This window comes from Polyangium spumosum (assembly GCF_009649845.1).
In the GTDB taxonomy this organism is placed as follows: Bacteria; Myxococcota_A; Polyangia; order Polyangiales; family Polyangiaceae; genus Polyangium; species Polyangium spumosum.
The window spans coordinates 138,153-153,990 of the sequence record NZ_WJIE01000013.1 but is presented as its reverse complement, the minus strand read 5'-3'; the positions used below and the strand labels follow the sequence as shown (position 1 = coordinate 153,990).

Genomic DNA, 15,838 nt, shown 5'->3' with positions numbered 1-15,838 from the left:
GCAACATGGTTGCATAAGAACCTTACGCGCATCTGTTATTGTAGCGTCGCGCTGGCCTCCTGGGGCATGACGAGCGCGAGGACCTCCTCGCCGCGCACGGCGAGCACCACGTACGTCGCCGGGCAGAGGGACACGATCTGCTCGAGCCACGCGTCGGCCTCGAACGCCAAGAGGTCGTCGTGTGACGAGGTGATCCAGCAGAGCAGGCCGAGGAGGGAAGAGGAGGCGACGAAGATCCGGAGCTCGGCCCGCCCACCGCGGAAGATCCCGCGCATCGCCGCGCCGCGGACGAACGACACCGAGAGCCGGAGGAGGCCCGCGACGGGGTCGTACCCGAGCGTGAGGGTCGAGTCCACGGCGCGGCGCCGCATGGCCAGCCCTCCCGAAGGTGCGCCGCCGATCGGCGAGAAGCCAGCCTCGTCGAGGTGGCGCGTCACGCGCTCGGAGATGTCGTCGCGTTCAGGGTCCATGTTGCAGTCCATGTCGAACTATAGTTGCAACAGTGATGCGTCTGCAATATAGAAGCGCTCGTCATGATCAAGCTGCCCGAGCCCGGTCTTTACCGCACCACGAAACCCTACCCAGGCCAGGAGGAGGCGATCCCTGCCGGCGTCCTCGTGTACGTCGGCGTCGAGGCGGGCGTCGCCTTCGTGGTTCGCCCTGGCCAGAACCGCCGGAATCGTTGGTTCTGGGGCAAACCCACCTATGTCCTCCGCTCCGCGAGCTGGGCCGAGTCGCTGAAGCGACTGCCTTCGGAGGGCTTCTACACGCTCCCCCACGACCTCACGCTCGACGGCGGAGGGCGCTGGGTGAAAAACGCCATCGTGCAGCTCGGATACAACGGAGAGGGGCGCGGCATCCTGTTCGTCGCCGAGGACCACGAAGACGAGCCGCGTAACGTGCTCGTTTTCTCGGACCGCGGCGTGATGGTGAGCGACGAGCTCCTCGCGAAGCTCGCCTGGGCGCCGATCCTGCCGGTACGCGCGGGAGCCACCTCGTGACGAGCCTCGCAGCCCTCCCGCTCGAACCGACGCCACGCCCGAGCAGCGCCATCGTGCGCGCGCTCGGGGATTTGCCCAGACGCTGTTCAGGTACACGTGCTCGGTATCCGAGGCGAACGGCGTCGCCTCCCGGGCCCATGCATTCGAAACGGGCGTGGTCTTCGGGCGATCCGAGGGGAGGGCGCTCGACGTCTCTGTCACGCGCGTGGATCGGGACCTCGTGTTCGACGCGGCGCGCGGGCGCAACGTCCTCGTGGGGACCTCGAACCGGTTTGGCACGTCAATCTCGGTCAGACTCACGTCCCGCGCGGGCATCGACACGCAAGTGAGCTTGACGTATGCCGCGCGCGGGTACTTTGCCGTGCGGCTGCACGTAGCAAGTGCCCGCGCGCCTCGAAAGATTCGCCGACCGGATCAAAACCCCCGCCCTGTCCTGCCTGCGCGGAAGAGCGCTACGCTCGCGGTGGGTGGTCCGAGGACCACCCGTTCAAGGAGAGCGCGGGATGAAAACAGACGAGCACGGGAAACATGCGGATACCTTCGGGCGTGAGCGTGCATTGAAATATGATGGCCAGGTGCGACTCTCGATAGCGGGCTACGACGCCATGCTACAGGTCGCCGCCGAGGTGCTCGTCACGGCGCTCGCGGGCAAGAAGGCCGCGTCGCTCTTGATGGTCGGTATCGGGACCGCGAGCGAGGTGATGCCGTACGCGCGTCACGCAGGCGCCGACTGGCAATTCACGGGCGTCGATCCCTCCGCGGAGATGATCACCCTTGCAAGGGAGAAACTCGCGGCGGCAGGCCTCCTCAAACGGACGAGCTTGCATGCCTGCGAGCTCCGTGATCTACCGCGCGGGCCTTCGTTCGACGGCGCGCAGATGATCGGCGTCCTGCACCATCTCGCGGGCAATGACGCGCGTGTCGGGCTCCTGCGGGAGGTCGCCGGGAGGCTCGCGCCGGGAGCGCCCTTCGTGATCGGTTGTCGCGTGGGAGACGAGCCATCGCTCAGGGCCGTCGAGGAGCAGCGGCTCGTCATGATGGGTCGGCCGCCCGAACTGCTGGAGCAACGACGGAAGGCAATGGCATCGATGCAGCCCCCGGCCTCGGATGCCGAGGTCTTCGCGCTCCTGGCCCAGGCCGGCTTCGTGGCGCCACGTTTCATCTTCGGCGAGCTGCAATTCAAGGTCTGGGTCGCCCACCGCGAGCCCTCCGCCTCGATCTAGCGCGCCCGCTCCTCCCCCCGCCGCACGACCGCGGCGATGTGATCGGCGATCCGCTCCCATAGCTCACGCGGGATATCGTGCCCCATTCCCTCGACGAGCACGAGCTCGGCGCCGGCAATGGCCGCCGCCGTGGCGCGCCCGCCGCTCGGGTCGATCAGCGTATCGGCGAGCCCGTGCAACACGAGCGCCGGCACGTCGAGCGCGCGCAATCGCTCGGTGCGGTCGCCGGACGCGACCGTCGCGACGCCCTGGCGCGCAGGCGCGGCCTCGTCGTGGTCGCGGTCGAAAGCAATTCCGGCGCGCTCGGCCACTTCGGCCGGATCGGTCGGATATGCAGGCGAGCCGGCGATGGAGGCCGCGCGCACGGCGCGTGTAATGACCTCCTCGCGCGTGCGCGCCGGAGGCCCGCCGAAGATTGCCTTCAGGGTCTCGGGGTGGCCCTGCCCGACCGCCATATCGCCGGTCGTGAACATCATCGACGTGAGCGATCGGACCCGCCTCGGGTGCTCGATCGCCATCGTCTGCGCGATCGCGCCGCCCATCGACGCCCCCACGACGTGCGCGGCGTCGATCTTCAATACATCGAGCAGCCCCACCGCGTCGGCCGCCATGTCGGAGAGGGTATACGAGGCCGACGACAGATCACCCCGGAGCGCCGCGGGCAGGTCGGCGGGCGGGGCGTCGTGCATGTGCGTCGAGCGCCCGGAATCGCGGTTGTCGAAGCGAACCAGATGCAGATCCCGCGCGACGAGCGCGTCGAGGAACCCGAGCGGCCAATGCACGAGCTGGGCGGCGATGCCCATCACGAGCAGCACCGACGGGCGCGCCGGGTCTCCGCGCTCCTCGTAGGCGATGTCGATGCGTGACGGGCCGACGTTGCGTGCAATGCGTTCGTTCAGCATGGATCGTCCTCCGTTTCCACGAGGCCCTCGAGGGCCTGGTCGAGATACCGAAACAGCTCCGGATCCCATCCGGCGAGGTTCTTGGGCGGATCGACCCGGCGCAGGCGCGCGAGCGCCTCCAAGGTCGCCCGATCGCCACCCGCGAATGCACGGATTCGCGCCATGACCGCGCGGGCCGCGGCGCGGGCGCGCGGCGTCGACGGGGCATCGCCCGCATCCATGCAGGCGCGGAGCTCATGGCCGAGCTCCCGCCAGCGGGCCTCGTCGTCGTCCTTTGCGTCGCCGTTTTTTTCGAGGTCCTCGATGCGGCGAGCCACCCGCGACATCGCCTCGATCGTGGCGAGTGTATCGTCGGGATCGACCTCCCCGTCGGCCTGCGCGCAGGCGCGGTCGAGCAGCAAACGGAGCCGCCCGAGGCGCTCGAGCTCCGCGTCCACGCGGCCCCGGTGGGCGCGCAGGACATCCCCGAGCGCGGCGCTGCCGTCATCGAGCATGTGGCCGATGTCCGCGAGCGACAGGCCGAGATCGCGCAGGGCGCGAATGCGGTAGAGGCGTCGCAGGTCGTGCTCGTCGTAGAGCCGCTGGTTACCTTCCGTCCGGACCGCGGGCGCGAGCAGCCCGATGTGCTCGTAATGATGGAGGGTGCGCACCGTCAATCCGGTGGCCTCCGCGAGCTCGCCGATGCGCCAGCGCCGTCTCCTCGTCGTTCGTTCCCCCATGCCCGCGCGAGTCTACAACCTGACGTCGCGTCAGGTGCAAGCGGCGCGTGTTCACTCCACGAGCCGCCCGAATGCCTCGTTCTCCACGTCCGCCTCGGCGTCGGCCTTCGTCAGGTGGACGCGGCCCGGCAGGTGGTTCGGCGGCGCGTACAGCGTATACAGCTTCAGCGGCGCCTTGCCCGTATTGACGAAATTGTGCCGCACGCCGGGCGTCACGAGCACCACGTCGCCGGGCCGGAAGGGCGACGCGACGCCATTGATGACGACCTTTCCCTCCCCTTCCACCAAAAAGAGGACCTGCTCGACTCGCTGATGCATCTCCTCGCCGATGTCACCCCCCGGCGGGATGCTCATCGCCACGATCTGCATCTTCTTCGCGGTGAAGAGCACGCGGCGAAAGGCCGTATTCTGCCGGGTGAGCGCGGCGATGTCCGCGTGGAACGTCGCCCCGCCCTCCGCGCCCTGCCCCTCGGCCCTCTGCGGAGGCTCGGCCCGCGCGGGCGCCGAGACGAAACCCAAGAGCCCCAGGATTCCCACGAATAAAACTCGCAGCATGAGCCCCCTCCTCGCGCATGACGTTCTCGAGGAGAGCCTAATGCGCCCATTCATGGCCGCCAGCCGTCCCGGCGGAACGGCCGCGGCAGGGCGCGTCCGACGGGGCCTGCGGGACGCTCGACGCCTGCGCGCGCCGCGACCGCCTCGATGGACCATCCTGTGACATATTGGAGATCGAAGGGAGGTTGGCCATGGGGTTCGGACGGTTCTTCTCGTGGGTGGTGGCGGTGGGTGCGGCCGGGTTCTTGGCGGGTTGTGTATCCCAGGCGCGGGCCGGCTCGGGGGGCTCCCAGGGCGGGGCGGGGCCGTGGCCGGTCGCGCAGGTTCGGGTGGCGAGGCCGACGGACAAGCTCGACGAGGTGGTCCGTTTTTATCGGGACGGGGTGGGTTTACCGGAGATCGGCTCGTTTTCGGGGCACGCGGGGTATGACGGGGTGATGCTCGGCTTGCCGGACGCGTCGATACACCTGGAGTTCACGCGTCATGTCGACGGGAGCCCGGGAGCGGCTCCTTCGCGGGACAATTTGCTTGTCCTTTACATCCCGGATCGGGCGGAGCGGATGCGCATCGCGCAGCGGCTCGCGCGGATGGGTTATCCCGAGGTCGAGCCGGAGAACCCGTACTGGAAGGGCAAGAGCGTGACGATCGCGGATCCCGACGGTTATCGCGTGGTGCTCTTCGACGGGACGTTCGGCGCTCGTCCTGCGCCGTGACGGTCGATCCGGGCGGCGGGTCGTCCGGGCGAACCAGGCCGAGCCCGTCGACTCGGTCTTACGGATGCCCGAGCTCGACCTCACACTGCGTCGTATCCGTATTCCCCGTCAACCAGTTCACGAGGCACACGTCCCCGGGGTCGCCTTTGTTCCACAAGAGGCCGCCCTTGTGTTTCTCGCGCAATCGCGCCTTTCGCACGATCGACAGCACCTCGGGGTCCGCCGACTTCGCGTACACCTTCGCCACGAGCTCCGGCTCGAGCGCCAGGACCGAGCGGTAGTTGTCCTCCAGCTCCGCGAGCGTCGTCGACTCTTTGCCGCCGGAGTAGTATTCGTCGTAGTTCTCGACGTTCGGCGAGGTCCGCTCCTCGGGGCGGCGCAGGCCATACTGGCCATAAATGCGCAGCGGACGGGCCGCGTGGCCGTGGCAATCGAGCGTCCCGCAGCGGCGCTCGAGGACCGCCGAGACCGAGCGGAACGCGGCCGGGTCGAAGGGCGGACCGACGATCTCGTTCACGGCAGGGCCGAGGTCCCCGCAACCTGCGACGGAGAGGAACAAAAAGAGGCTCGAAAGACGTCCGGTCTTCATTTCGCAGCTCCCGCGCAGGACGGGCTTTGCGGCGGGAACGGCGGGTCGGTCTGGGTCTCCGCGCAGTAGACCCACCCCGGCGAACCCTGGGTCGGGTTGTCCGTATGGCAGCCGGCGCAGGATCCGTCGCGGCTGATGCGCGTCGACATCACCACGCGTTTCGTGCTCTCGAGCTCCCCCGGCACGGGGTACTCGATCTCGGCGCGCAGCGGGAAGGCAGGGTTCCACGCCTCCTTTTCGATGAAGAAATTGCCCGCGCAGTTCGTGCTGACCTCGAATTGCTCGCCGAACGAGTCCGTGAGCTTCACCTTCACGCCCTCGACGGGCAGCGGCTTCTCCTCGCGGGTCTTCGTCGGGTACGCGTAGATCGTCCCGCCGACGCTCATGATCGGGTTCTCCCGCAGATACTCGCCGTGGCAGAGCACGCAGGGCTGCCCCGGGCGGTGGAACTCCCCCACGGGCACGTTCGGGTCCTCCTCGCCGAGCTGGGTGATGCGCTCGTCGACGGCGCGGTTGCCGCAGCCGAGGACGAGCGAGAGGGCGAAGAGCGACGAGGCGAGCACGGTCCGCGGCGTCATCATTCGACGTCGACCTCCAGCGTCAGCGCGCCGAAATAACCGAAGCGCTGCAGGATGAAGAGCGTGTTCAAGAAGCGCGTGTAGATCACGTCGCCGCTCGCGACGAGGCCCCAGTTCTTGGCCTCGCCAAACGCGATACGCGTGCCGAGGCCGCCGGTCACGCCGAGAAGCGCGCCGAGCTCGCGGTCGCCCGTGCGCAACGCCGGGACCTGCAGGCCCGTCGGCGTCCGCTCGGCCACGTACGCGAGTTGCCAGAAGGCCGCGCCCGTCTGCGCGTGGAAGCGGAAATGCGGCCAGACGCGGATGTTCTTGCCGACGTCGTAGAGGTAACGCAGGTCCGTCGTCGTGGCCTTCACGCCCCAGCTATCGGCGTAGAGCCGCTCCTCGGCGCGGAGCGTGCTCGCGGAGAAGCGGCGCGCGTAACGGGCGGCGAGCGCGAAGCGCTGACGGCTCAGCGGGAGCTGCTCGAGAATACGCTCGGGGTTTCGGTAGAAGTTCACCGTCGCGAGCGACTGGCCCGGCAAGACACGAGGCGCGATGTCCGGCGCGAACGTCGGGATGTAGCGGTAGGGCTTCGAGCTGTCACCCGACTCGACCACCAGGCTGAAGTTCGTCGTCAGGACGGAGTTCTTGTCGAGGACGAACGAGGAGGCGAGGTCGAGCGCGTGGCGCTGGATCCGCCGCGAGAACACCTCGTAGCTCGTGCCCGATCGGCCCGCGATGTCGTACGAGAAGTCGTAGCTCAAGCTCGGCGTGACCGTCTTCTGCTTCAGGTCGATCGCGACCGTGGTGCCCACGCTCGTCGCCAGGTAGTCGGGCTCGATCGACATCGCCGCATGCAGGTTCACGTCGACGTCGCCGAACTTCTTGTGACCGCCGAGCGCAGGCACGTAACGCTGCTCGGTCCAGCGCGGCGAGGCCGTGGCCACGATGTCCGTCGACGCGGCCGTCACCACGTCGACGAGGAACGAGCCACCAAAACCCCAGCCGCTCGTCGGGTTCTCGACGTTGAAGAAGAAGGTCGGGCTCACGACGTCGACCTTGTCCGAGTCGTGATACGCCGAGAACTCCAGGCCGAACTTCATGTTCAGCGGCAGCTTGCGGGCCTTCGAGATGCAGTCGTCGAACTGGTCCTGCGTCTGCGCGTCCTGCATGCACTTGACGAGCGCGCGGTCGATCGCCTTGCCCTTCGGCACGAGCTTGATCTCGACCGTGGCCGTCTCGCCTTCGCCGACGTTCACCCGCTGCTCGAAGGACTGCTCGGCGCCGTTCACCTTGCCCGTCGCGACGATCGTGCGTTCGCCGGGGTTGACGAGGATCTCGGCGCCGAGCTGCTCCTCGCCGAGCTCGACGCCGTTCAAGCGGACCTTGAGGTCGGTCGCGTTCGCGGGCTTCTGCAGGACGATCTTCGGGATCTTGGCGCGCAGCTCGTCGGCGCGCGCCCGCGCCTGCGCCGCCGTCTTGCGGATGTTCTTGCGCGACGCGGCCTCGGCCGTGGCCTCGTAGTCGCTGACGGCCTCGACCCAGAGGCCCGCGCGCGCCTCACACGAGGCGACGAGGAACAACGTCGAGGTGCGATCCTCGGCCTCGTACGAGGCCCTCCCGTACCCGGCGCAGTCGAGCCACTCGCGCTCTTTCTCGGCCTTGATCGCCTGGTCGTAGTAGAACCAGCCCTCGCCCGTGCGCCACCCGCGCGCGGGGCGCTGGCCTTCGTACGTGGCCTTGAGCTTGCCGCTGCCTCCCGACGCAGCGGCGGCGGCCTTGGCCTCTTTCGTCTGCTGGTTGCCGCCGCTCGGCGAGCCGCCGGCGCGCGCGTCGCTCCACGCCTTCTCGATCTCGGGCGAGGTGTAGTCGGGGAAGAGGGCGATCGTCGGGTCTTCCTTGATCGCCGTGGCGAAGGCGGCCTTCGCGTCGCCAGGCTTCTTCATGCCGCCGGCGAGCACGGTGCCGAGCGCGACGTAGAGCTTGGCGCGGACCTTGGAGCTGCAAGAGCTCCTCTTGGCGCACGCTTGTTTCGCCAGGTTGAGCGTGTCGAGCGCCTCCTTGTATCTGCCTTCCTTGTAGCTCGCCTCGAGCACCGTCTGGACGAGGACCTCGACCTCCTCGTCGTTGGGCGCCGCGCTCGCGAGCGCGGGAGCGAGGAGGAGCGCGGCGGCGACGAGCGGGGCGAGGAGGGCTTGTGCGAGGCGGCGCATCACGCGGCGGCCACGATAGCCCCGTCCTCGAGAAAAAGGATCCGACAAGATGGCGACCTTCGGAGGGAGGAAGGAGGAAATCAGTTGCAGCCGCAGCCGCTCCCCGTGCCGCCGCTGCCCCCGACGGCGCCCTCGGTGATGGCGCGCAGGTGCGACTCGCCGAACCCGGCCATGTCGGCCGCCGACATCGTCGGATGCGCGAGCTTGCCGCGCTCGTACGGCGCGACGGGCGCACACCCGGTGCTCGCGAAGAGGCCGCCGCCGAGCACGAGGACCACGAGAAGAGCGCGACCGACGCGCGCGGGGAGCGAGGCAGAGCTGTCGTCGTTCATCATCGCGGAAACTCCGATTTCACTCGTATAACGGGGTTTTTCTCGCCCCGCGTCAAGATTCTTCCTAGGGCCCCGCGTCCCCGCCGCCTCCGCCCGTCCGGCGCAGGCCGCACTGGGCCCACGCCTCGACGACGGCGTAGTCCGCGTCGGTGAGGCCACTCGGCGGCGGCATGGGCGCGCCGCCGCCGGGGGTGCCGCGGAGGTTGCAGAGGATCCAGGAGCGCGAGGGGTCCTCCTCGTTGAGGTAGGGATACCCCTGCGAGCCCGAGTACCCCTTGAGCTCGTCGTAAAACGTGTCGGAGTTGGCGGCGTCGAGGTAGATGCCACGCGCGCCGGGGGCCGCGCCGTGGCAGCCGTTGATGGTGCAGCCGGCCTGGGGGCCGGTGAGGATCGTGAAGACGTCTTGCCAGCTCGGCGCCGTCGTGCACTCCGACGGGTCGAGGACCTGGATCTCGGGGCAGCCGGTCTCCTGGACCTTGGGACCTCCCGGCGGGCCGTAGGGGCAGTCGTCGTCCTTGTCGTTGACGATGGACTGCTCGGTGCACAACTGGTCACCCACGTCGACCTGACAACCTGCAAACGCGGCGAACGCGAGGGCGGGGATCAGGGCGAGGGCGGCGCGAAGGGTGCGGCCCGACCGTACCCTGGGCGAGGTTCTCGCGGTCATGGCCCCGCATGGTGCATCTGGTCGTTCACAAAGTCGACTGGGTGCCTCGGGGCTGAGGTAAGCTCGCGCCGTGCGCGCGGCTCGCCCGCGATCGTGTCAGCCAAACCAGGAGACCTGAATGAGCTCGAGATCGTCCTTTGTCCGCACCCTGAGCGCGCTCGTCATGGGCGCGGCCCTCTCGCTCACCCTCGCCGCGTGCGGCGGCGGCGCCGCGTCGGGCGGCGGTGCAGAGACCGGAGGCGCCGAGGGCGGCCTCGTCGGGCAGCCGGCGCCCGAGTTCACCGCCGAGGCGGTCACGGGCGAGGGCCCGAAGAGCGTGAAGGAAGCGAACGGGAAGGTCACCATCATCGACTTCTGGGCGACGTACTGCGGCCCCTGCAAGAAGTCGTTCCCGAAGTACCAGGAGCTCGTCGATCAGTTCGGCGGCGACCTCAGCGTCATCGCGGTGAGCGTCGACGAGGAGGACACGGACAAGGCCAAGCTCGAGGAGTTCGTCAAGGCGACGGGCGTGAAGTTCTCCGTCGTCTGGGACAAGGACAAGAGCGCGGCGAAGGCCTACAGCCCGCCCAAGATGCCGACCGCGTTCATCGTCGACAAGACGGGCACGGTCCGCCACATCCACGCCGGCTACGGCGAGGGTGAAGAAGAGAAGATCGCCGAGGAGATCAAGACGCTTCTCGGTCAGTAAGTTTCCCACGGTGGGGGGCTCCGGTCGGACCTTCGGTCTTTCCTCCGCCCCCCACACCCCCCGCATCTTTCAACTCGAACGCGCCCTCGCGATCCGCTCGAGCAGCTCGGCCCACGCGGGTGGGCCGGGCAGCACCAGATCCGCCTCGACGTTCGGCGTCGGCCGCTCTGCCGACGCCACGTAGATCCCCGCCCCTCCCCGCTGCCGCGCCAGGGCGATCGCGCCCTCGTCGGTGGTGTCGTCCCCCGCGTACACGACGAACGTCCCCTCCGGCAGGCGCGAGAGCACGAACGCGAGCGCCGTCTCCTTCGACGCGCGCGGGTCACGCGCCTCGACGACCTGCCTGCCGTCGATCACCACGAGCTCCGCGGCGCGCGCAGCTCGGCGGAACGCGGCGAGCATCTCCACCGCCGCCGCGCGCGCGTCCGGCTCGACCTCCCGCACGTGCACGGCGACGCTGCTCGTCTTGCGCTCGACGCGCATGCCGGGGACACGCGCGTGGTGCGCTTCGGCGAGGCGCACGAGCTCGTCGAGCACCCGCGCCGGCGCGACGTGGGCCGCCCCGAGCTGCGTCCCGTCCGGCGCTTCGAGGAAGGCGCCGTGCTCGGCCACGCGGTAGACCGACACGAGCGCGCGCGTCCGTTCGTGCAGGCTCTTCATGTCGCGACCCGAGACGACGGCGAGGTGCACGCCGGGCAAGGCCGCGAGCGCGGAGAGCGCGGAGAGCGCGTCGGCCCGCGCGCGCGCGCCGTCCGGCTCGGTCGTGATGTCCGCGATCGTGCCGTCGAAGTCCGTGGCGACGAGCAACGAGGTGGCTCGGGCGATGCGGGCGACCAGGGCGTGCTCGTCCATGCGCGGAGCGTCCCCCGAAGAAGCGCCGGACGCAAACGTCCGGGCGCGATGGTAGCGTCTTCGTTCATGTGGGGTCCCGGCAAACACGCGCGTCTCGCTTCCGCCTCGTTCGTGATCACGGCCGCGACCCGGCTGCTCGTCGGCTGCGGCGGCGACGAACCCGCGGGCGCGGGCGGCGCAGGCGGGCAAGGCGGCGCCGTCGTGTCGTCGTCGTCCTCTGTCGCGTCGATCGGAGCGTCGACGGGCGCGGGGGGCGCGCTGCCCGAGCTGTTCACGGTGACGGGCGTGGTGACGGACGGCGAGGCGCCCGTGCCCGGCGCGATCGTGATGCAAGGCGGCGGCGCGCCCGCGCTCGTGACGGGGCCCGACGGTGCTTTTATGATCGAGCTCTCGACGGACATCCCGGGCGCGCCCACGGTCGTGGCGGCGAAGGAGGGCTACCGGAGCGCGGGGATCGAGCTCGACGTGCTCCCCGAAGCGCCGATCGAGCTCGTCCTGCGCGAGGCCGCGCCGCCGGACAACACCGACTACCCGTTCGGTCCGCCGGGCGTGGGCGACGAGGCGAAAGACGCGACGACCGCCGTCTGCGGCCATTGCCACACGACGCTGGTCGCGCAATTCCAGCAATCGGCGCACGCGAGAGCGACGCGGGATCCGCTCGTGCAGGACCTCTATGCGGGGACGACGCGCGCGCACGCGGACGCGGGCTCGTGCGCGGCGGCGGGCGGGGCGTGGCGCGCGGGGCGGGTGCCGGGATCGATGATGGAGACGGCGCCGCGTTGTTATCTCGGCGGCGGGGTCTTGCCGGACCTCAACGGTTGTGGGGCGAAGGGCGCGCTCGCGTGTGACGACCCGGCCTTGCCTCCGGCCGAGAGGCCGACGGCGTTCGGCGCGTGCGCCGATTGCCACGCCGCGGGCATCAACGGGAAGGCCGGCGGCCGGGATCTGCTGGAGGCGACGGGGATCGCGTTCGAGCATGGAAACCACTGCGACACGTGCCACAAGGTGCGGGACATCGACCTCGAAAAGCCCCCGGGGACGGCGGGGCGGCTCGTCTTGCAACGGCCGAGCGAGAAGGTCTCGGACGATCCCCTCGGAAAACTGCGGCAGGTGATGTTCGGCCCGCTGCCGGACGTGCCGAACCCGTTCATGGGCGGCAGTTATCAGCCGAAGTTCTCGGAGGCGACGTTCTGCGCGGGTTGCCACGAGCTCTCGCAGCCGGCGCTCCTGCCGGGTCAATCGGTAGACCCTTCACGTTTCCCGGGCGGCCTGCCCGTGCACTCCACGTTCGCGGAGTGGTCCGAGAGCCCCTATGCCGAGATCGGCGCGCCCTGCCAGCATTGCCACATGCCGCCGAACGAGGGGCTCTGGAACACGCTGGACAAGACGACCCCGAAAAACGGCGGCATCACGTTCGGGTTCGTGCGTCCGCCGGAGCAGATCCGGTCGCACGCATTTCGAGGGCCGCTCTCCGGGACGCCGCGGCTCCTCGACCTCTCGCTCGGCATGTGGATGACGGCGAAGGTGATGGGGAGCGTGATCGACGTGGTGGTGACCCTCTCGAACCAGGGGTGCGGGCACGCATTGCCGACGGGCGAGCCGATGCGAGCCCTCGTGCTGGTCATTCGCGCGGAGGCCTGCGGGGAGGTGCTCCTGGCGAAGGCGGGGCCGACGGTGCCGGACGTGGGCGGCGCGTGGGCGGAGGGCGTCGTCGGGCAAGGCGTGACCGTCGCGGGGACGTCATGGGCCTGGCCGGAGGGCGCGGCGCGCGCACAGGCGGGGCAGGTCTTGCGGGTGGTGCGGGAGACGGGGAGCTTCCTGGATTACCCGGGGATCGGGTTCTTCGCGAATCCGGCGCTCTCGCCGGCGGACAAGGGAATCCCGATTCGCCTGCCGGTGGCCGAGCTGAAGGTGCTCTCCGCGGAGAACGGGCACATCGTGGCGGAGGGCGCGGCGGCGGTGATGCCGGGGGATCGGGTCTTCCTCGGCGACGCGCTCGCGGCGGAGCTCCTGGACGGCGCGAATTCGACGGCGCTCGCGGGGGCCCCGGGACAAACGTTCGCGCGGGTGCTCGTGGACGCGGAGGGAAAGCGGTCCGCTCCGCATCATCGCGCGGTGGACATGGCGAGCGACAGCAGGCTCCCGCCGCTCTCGCCGGTCACGAGCGCACATGCGTTCGAGCTGCCGGCGGGTTGTCCGGGCGCGACGGTGACAGCGACGGCGCTCTATCGGCCGGTCCCGGCGGAGATGGCAAAAGAGCGCGGGTGGGAGGCGCGGGATTGGGTGGTGGCGGCGCGGAAGGAGCTCGTCGGCGGCGGCTGAGGGTCGGCCGCCCGCTCGACGCCCCGAAAGCGGAAGAGCCTCCCCTCGGGCAGGCTCTTCCAGGTCGTCCTCTCCACCATTCGCCTTCATGACTCGCCGATATTTACCTCCGCGAAGAGCTCACCGCCCCATCGCCAAAAGGCCACGGTGCGGCTGAACAGCAGGACCACTTCGAGGCCCAGGCCGCTGTCGAATTCGACGCGCCAGCGACCGGGGTCGACTTCGAGGATGCGCACGTGGTGGGAGAGTGCAATCGATGGGCCACGCACTCCCGGCGTGGCGCGCGGATTCCGACGTCCGTCACATGCAAAACGTACGTCCGAGGCAAAGGCGCGGCTTCAGGTGCGCGGCCCTTGCATGGGTGTTGTGCATCCCCCTGGCATCACGCGCGGACGATCCCGCCGTTCGACCTCATTGCAGCACGAGCGCCCGGTTCACGACGCGCCGGACGGCCTCCGTCACCCCGAGACGGACAAATTCGTCCACGCGCGCCAGGATCACCTCGCTCGCGTCGTCCCCCGCCGAGAGACCCCCGCCCGTCCGGAGACAGGCATAATCGAGGATCACGTAATGGTAGGGAGGATCGACGACCTCGACGACCTCGACGAGCGGACCGACCCTCACGACGAGGCCCGACTCCTCGGCCACCTCCCGGGCGACCGCGACCTCGAGCCGCTCTCCAGGTTCCACCCGCCCGCCCGGCAAGGACCACGTCCCGGCCATCGGCGGAAACGCGCGGCGGACGAGCAGGATCCGCGGCTCGTCCTCGCTGCGATCGATCACGGCCGCGCCCACGGCGAGCCGCGGCGCGCCCTCGACGAACCGGACCGCGTCTACCACGCGCCCCGCGCGCTCATCTCGTCTCCCCTGCCCCACAACGCGCGCCGCCCGGCGTGCGCAGCACGAGCTCGTACTCGCCGAGCGAGAGCTCCCGCGGGACCACCACGGGCCCGTGGTAGGCGCCGCGCTCGTCCGTCGAGAGCGCGCCGACGACGAAACCCTCGGGCGCGTTCGTGCTGCGCAAGAGCACGTCGACGCGCACGTTCGGGCACGTGCTGCCGCCGCTCTTCACCTCGCCCCTCAAGATCACCGGCAGCCCTCGGCGTACGTCGCGGCCGACCTCGCCCACCGTGATCTCCGCGGGAGGCGCGTCGGGATCGGCCGGCTCGCTCGTGGTTGGCGCGGGCGGAGGCTCGGGCGCGCTCGCGCTCGACGACGTGGTCGCGCTCGGCGAAGGCGTGGCGCCGTTCTGATCGCCGCTCTGCGACGCGCCGCTCTGCCCGCCGGCCTGATTGCGGGCGCGGTCGGCCATCTCTTGCCCGGAGTCCTGGCTCTCCGGCCACGCGTAGGGGTCGGCGGGCGGCTGGTGCGTGGGGCGATCGTCCTGCTCGGTCTGCATGTTGAGCGCGGCGCCGCCGAGGTCGATGCGATGCCAGAGGTTGCCGTCGAAGGCCTCGACCCACGCGTGCGCCTCGTTGACGATCATGCGCGCGGGCAGGCCGATGTTGAGCGCGGTCACGAGGAAGGCGAACGAGCGGTGCCGGCAGACGCCCTTTCGCGTGAGCGCGAGGTCGAGGTAGATGTCCTCGCGGCCGCGGGGCGGATCGTCGGAGGGCTCGAACGAGCGGAAGTAGCCGACCATCTTCTCGAGCACCTCGCGCGGCCGCATCTCGCGCGAGACGCCGATGGCCTCGGCGACCTGCGTGAAGGCGGCGCGGTGCGTGGCGGGCTGCGGCGGCACGAGGCGGTCGAGCTCGCTCCAGCCGACGTTGGCGAACGTGCTGCCGAACGTCGCGCGCGGGATGCCGAGCTGGACCACGAGGCGCACCTCCTTGCGATCACGACCGCGGACGAACCAGTTGTCGGCGCCGTCGCGCACGACCTCGATCCGCGTCTCGGGGTTCGAGCTCAGGCGGAGCAGGCGCGTCCCGGGGCCGACGTTGGGGATCCGCACGGGCTGGTCGGGGATGAGGCCGACGGAGAAGTCGCCGTAAAACGTCTCCTCGCCCGGGGCGAGCGCGCCGCCGATGGGGACGGGGCGGAGGGTCTTGTCACGGACGGCGAGGGTGTAGTCGTCGAGGACGGCGTCGAAGGCGCGCAGGCGCTTGAAGGGCGCGGTGGAGGGCGTGAACGGGTCTTCGTAGTTCTCGACGTTCGGGCGGCGCGTGTCCCGGTCGGGCTCGTAGGTGGACTCGGGCGTGTCGTCGGTGGTCTGTCCGCCGTAGAGGTTGCGCGCGTCGGGCGGCCTGCGTGGATCGGGCGCGGTGGCGATGCCGCTCGGCGTCTGCACCGCGGCGGGCAGATCGCCGTCGATGGTGGTCGTGTTGAACGAGAGGTTCTCCTGCGGATCGGGCGGGAGAAACTCGTGCAGGATCGTGCTCTGCTGGGCGTCGACCGTGCCGGAGAGGGCGATCGTCGCGGCGAGGACGAAGGGCACGAACGGACGCTGGGCCACGCGCATGACGTTCCGGTAGTGAACCACGAAGGCCCCGGAAGTTCCAC

At 69.8% G+C, this 15,838-nt stretch carries 18 protein-coding genes; 5 read left to right on the top strand and 13 right to left on the bottom strand.

Annotation, left to right across the window (positions count from 1 at the left end; translation table 11 throughout):
• Positions 1-35: 35 nt before the first annotated feature.
• A complete protein-coding gene (locus GF068_RS33445) occupies positions 36-470 on the bottom strand; it encodes a hypothetical protein (RefSeq protein WP_153823587.1) in 435 nt (144 codons plus the stop codon).
• Positions 471-533: 63 nt separating this feature from the next.
• Between GF068_RS33445 and GF068_RS33440 the strand changes: the two genes are divergently transcribed.
• Entirely contained in the window at positions 534-1,001 is a 468-nt protein-coding gene (locus GF068_RS33440; RefSeq protein ID WP_153823586.1) for a hypothetical protein, read from the top strand.
• A 575-nt stretch (positions 1,002-1,576) separates the two neighbouring features.
• Entirely contained in the window at positions 1,577-2,224 is a 648-nt protein-coding gene (locus tag GF068_RS33435; RefSeq protein ID WP_338046678.1) for an SAM-dependent methyltransferase, read from the top strand.
• Here GF068_RS33435 and GF068_RS33430 read toward each other — a convergent pair.
• Genes GF068_RS33430 through GF068_RS33420 form a run of 3 tightly spaced genes read right to left on the bottom strand, consistent with a single transcriptional unit; the run spans position 2,221 to position 4,400 of the window.
• On the bottom strand, positions 2,221-3,126 hold the full coding sequence (locus GF068_RS33430; RefSeq protein ID WP_153823584.1) for an alpha/beta fold hydrolase: 906 nt from the start codon (positions 3,124-3,126) through the stop codon (positions 2,221-2,223). The two genes, GF068_RS33435 and GF068_RS33430, sit on opposite strands and share 4 nt — an antisense overlap.
• Positions 3,120-3,845, bottom strand: a complete 726-nt coding sequence (locus tag GF068_RS33425; RefSeq protein WP_153823583.1) for a MerR family transcriptional regulator — start codon at positions 3,843-3,845, stop codon at positions 3,120-3,122. The genes GF068_RS33430 and GF068_RS33425 overlap by 7 nt, the downstream gene beginning before the upstream one ends.
• 51 nt (positions 3,846-3,896) lie before the next feature.
• Entirely contained in the window at positions 3,897-4,400 is a 504-nt protein-coding gene (locus tag GF068_RS33420) for a cupin domain-containing protein (protein WP_153823582.1), read from the bottom strand.
• A 329-nt stretch (positions 4,401-4,729) separates the two neighbouring features.
• Here GF068_RS33420 and GF068_RS46595 point away from each other — a divergent pair, with 329 nt between their 5' ends.
• Positions 4,730-5,113 carry a VOC family protein gene (locus GF068_RS46595; RefSeq protein WP_420814138.1) on the top strand — a complete coding sequence of 128 codons (384 nt, stop codon included), beginning with the start codon at positions 4,730-4,732 and terminating at the stop codon, positions 5,111-5,113.
• A gap of 58 nt (positions 5,114-5,171) precedes the next feature.
• Here GF068_RS46595 and GF068_RS33410 read toward each other — a convergent pair whose 3' ends face one another.
• From GF068_RS33410 to GF068_RS33390, 5 genes are all read right to left on the bottom strand, one after another.
• Positions 5,172-5,702 carry a hypothetical protein gene (locus GF068_RS33410; protein WP_153823580.1) on the bottom strand — a complete coding sequence of 177 codons (531 nt, stop codon included), beginning with the start codon at positions 5,700-5,702 and terminating at the stop codon, positions 5,172-5,174.
• Positions 5,699-6,283 carry a hypothetical protein gene (locus tag GF068_RS33405; RefSeq protein ID WP_153823579.1) on the bottom strand — a complete coding sequence of 195 codons (585 nt, stop codon included), beginning with the start codon at positions 6,281-6,283 and terminating at the stop codon, positions 5,699-5,701. Before GF068_RS33405 ends, GF068_RS33410 begins: the two co-directional genes overlap by 4 nt.
• Positions 6,280-8,475 carry a DUF3570 domain-containing protein gene (locus tag GF068_RS33400; protein WP_240807795.1) on the bottom strand — a complete coding sequence of 732 codons (2,196 nt, stop codon included), beginning with the start codon at positions 8,473-8,475 and terminating at the stop codon, positions 6,280-6,282. The genes GF068_RS33405 and GF068_RS33400 overlap by 4 nt, the downstream gene beginning before the upstream one ends.
• Positions 8,476-8,555: 80 nt before the next feature.
• Complete coding sequence (locus tag GF068_RS33395; RefSeq protein ID WP_153823577.1) at positions 8,556-8,810, bottom strand: DUF4266 domain-containing protein; 255 nt, start codon at positions 8,808-8,810, stop codon at positions 8,556-8,558.
• Positions 8,811-8,871: 61 nt separating this feature from the next.
• Positions 8,872-9,474, bottom strand: coding sequence for a hypothetical protein (locus tag GF068_RS33390; RefSeq protein WP_153823576.1), 603 nt, complete (start codon positions 9,472-9,474; stop codon positions 8,872-8,874).
• 118 nt (positions 9,475-9,592) lie between these two features.
• On the opposite strand from GF068_RS33390, the gene GF068_RS33385 reads away from it, so the two are divergent.
• Positions 9,593-10,162: a TlpA family protein disulfide reductase gene (locus GF068_RS33385; protein ID WP_153823575.1), complete on the top strand. Its 570-nt coding sequence runs from the start codon at positions 9,593-9,595 to the stop codon at positions 10,160-10,162.
• A gap of 69 nt (positions 10,163-10,231) precedes the next feature.
• Here the strand turns inward: GF068_RS33385 and otsB are convergent, their stop codons facing one another.
• Positions 10,232-11,014: a trehalose-phosphatase gene (gene otsB, locus GF068_RS33380; protein ID WP_153823574.1), complete on the bottom strand. Its 783-nt coding sequence runs from the start codon at positions 11,012-11,014 to the stop codon at positions 10,232-10,234.
• Positions 11,015-11,080: 66 nt separating this feature from the next.
• On the opposite strand from otsB, the gene GF068_RS33375 reads away from it, so the two are divergent.
• Complete coding sequence (locus GF068_RS33375; protein WP_153823573.1) at positions 11,081-13,336, top strand: carboxypeptidase-like regulatory domain-containing protein; 2,256 nt, start codon at positions 11,081-11,083, stop codon at positions 13,334-13,336.
• Positions 13,337-13,422: 86 nt separating this feature from the next.
• Here GF068_RS33375 and GF068_RS33370 read toward each other — a convergent pair whose 3' ends face one another.
• The 3 genes from GF068_RS33370 to GF068_RS33360 form a co-directional block, all read right to left on the bottom strand.
• A complete protein-coding gene (locus GF068_RS33370) occupies positions 13,423-13,572 on the bottom strand; it encodes a hypothetical protein (RefSeq protein ID WP_153823572.1) in 150 nt (49 codons plus the stop codon).
• A 175-nt stretch (positions 13,573-13,747) separates the two neighbouring features.
• A complete protein-coding gene (locus GF068_RS33365) occupies positions 13,748-14,176 on the bottom strand; it encodes an NUDIX hydrolase (protein ID WP_338046677.1) in 429 nt (142 codons plus the stop codon).
• Positions 14,177-14,189: 13 nt separating this feature from the next.
• Positions 14,190-15,797 (bottom strand): transglutaminase domain-containing protein, encoded by a 1,608-nt coding sequence (locus GF068_RS33360; protein WP_153823571.1) that lies wholly within the window; start codon positions 15,795-15,797, stop codon positions 14,190-14,192.
• Positions 15,798-15,838 lie beyond the last annotated feature (41 nt).

What these genes read in the sequence shown, in the direction of transcription:
- GF068_RS33430 (WP_153823584.1), bottom strand. Translation starts at nt 3,126, where the DNA reads ATGCTGAACGAACGCATTGCACGCAACGTCGGCCCGTCACGCATCGAC.
- otsB (WP_153823574.1), bottom strand. Translation starts at nt 11,014, where the DNA reads ATGGACGAGCACGCCCTGGTCGCCCGCATCGCCCGAGCCACCTCGTTG.
- GF068_RS33425 (WP_153823583.1), bottom strand. Translation starts at nt 3,845, where the DNA reads ATGGGGGAACGAACGACGAGGAGACGGCGCTGGCGCATCGGCGAGCTC.
- GF068_RS33400 (WP_240807795.1), bottom strand. Translation starts at nt 8,475, where the DNA reads ATGCGCCGCCTCGCACAAGCCCTCCTCGCCCCGCTCGTCGCCGCCGCG.
- GF068_RS33420 (WP_153823582.1), bottom strand. Translation starts at nt 4,400, where the DNA reads ATGCTGCGAGTTTTATTCGTGGGAATCCTGGGGCTCTTGGGTTTCGTC.
- GF068_RS33445 (WP_153823587.1), bottom strand. Translation starts at nt 470, where the DNA reads ATGGACCCTGAACGCGACGACATCTCCGAGCGCGTGACGCGCCACCTC.
- GF068_RS33405 (WP_153823579.1), bottom strand. Translation starts at nt 6,283, where the DNA reads ATGATGACGCCGCGGACCGTGCTCGCCTCGTCGCTCTTCGCCCTCTCG.
- GF068_RS33395 (WP_153823577.1), bottom strand. Translation starts at nt 8,810, where the DNA reads ATGATGAACGACGACAGCTCTGCCTCGCTCCCCGCGCGCGTCGGTCGC.
- GF068_RS33390 (WP_153823576.1), bottom strand. Translation starts at nt 9,474, where the DNA reads ATGACCGCGAGAACCTCGCCCAGGGTACGGTCGGGCCGCACCCTTCGC.
- GF068_RS33385 (WP_153823575.1), top strand. Translation starts at nt 9,593, where the DNA reads ATGAGCTCGAGATCGTCCTTTGTCCGCACCCTGAGCGCGCTCGTCATG.
- GF068_RS33410 (WP_153823580.1), bottom strand. Translation starts at nt 5,702, where the DNA reads ATGAAGACCGGACGTCTTTCGAGCCTCTTTTTGTTCCTCTCCGTCGCA.
- GF068_RS33440 (WP_153823586.1), top strand. Translation starts at nt 534, where the DNA reads ATGATCAAGCTGCCCGAGCCCGGTCTTTACCGCACCACGAAACCCTAC.
- GF068_RS33375 (WP_153823573.1), top strand. Translation starts at nt 11,081, where the DNA reads ATGTGGGGTCCCGGCAAACACGCGCGTCTCGCTTCCGCCTCGTTCGTG.
- GF068_RS33360 (WP_153823571.1), bottom strand. Translation starts at nt 15,797, where the DNA reads ATGCGCGTGGCCCAGCGTCCGTTCGTGCCCTTCGTCCTCGCCGCGACG.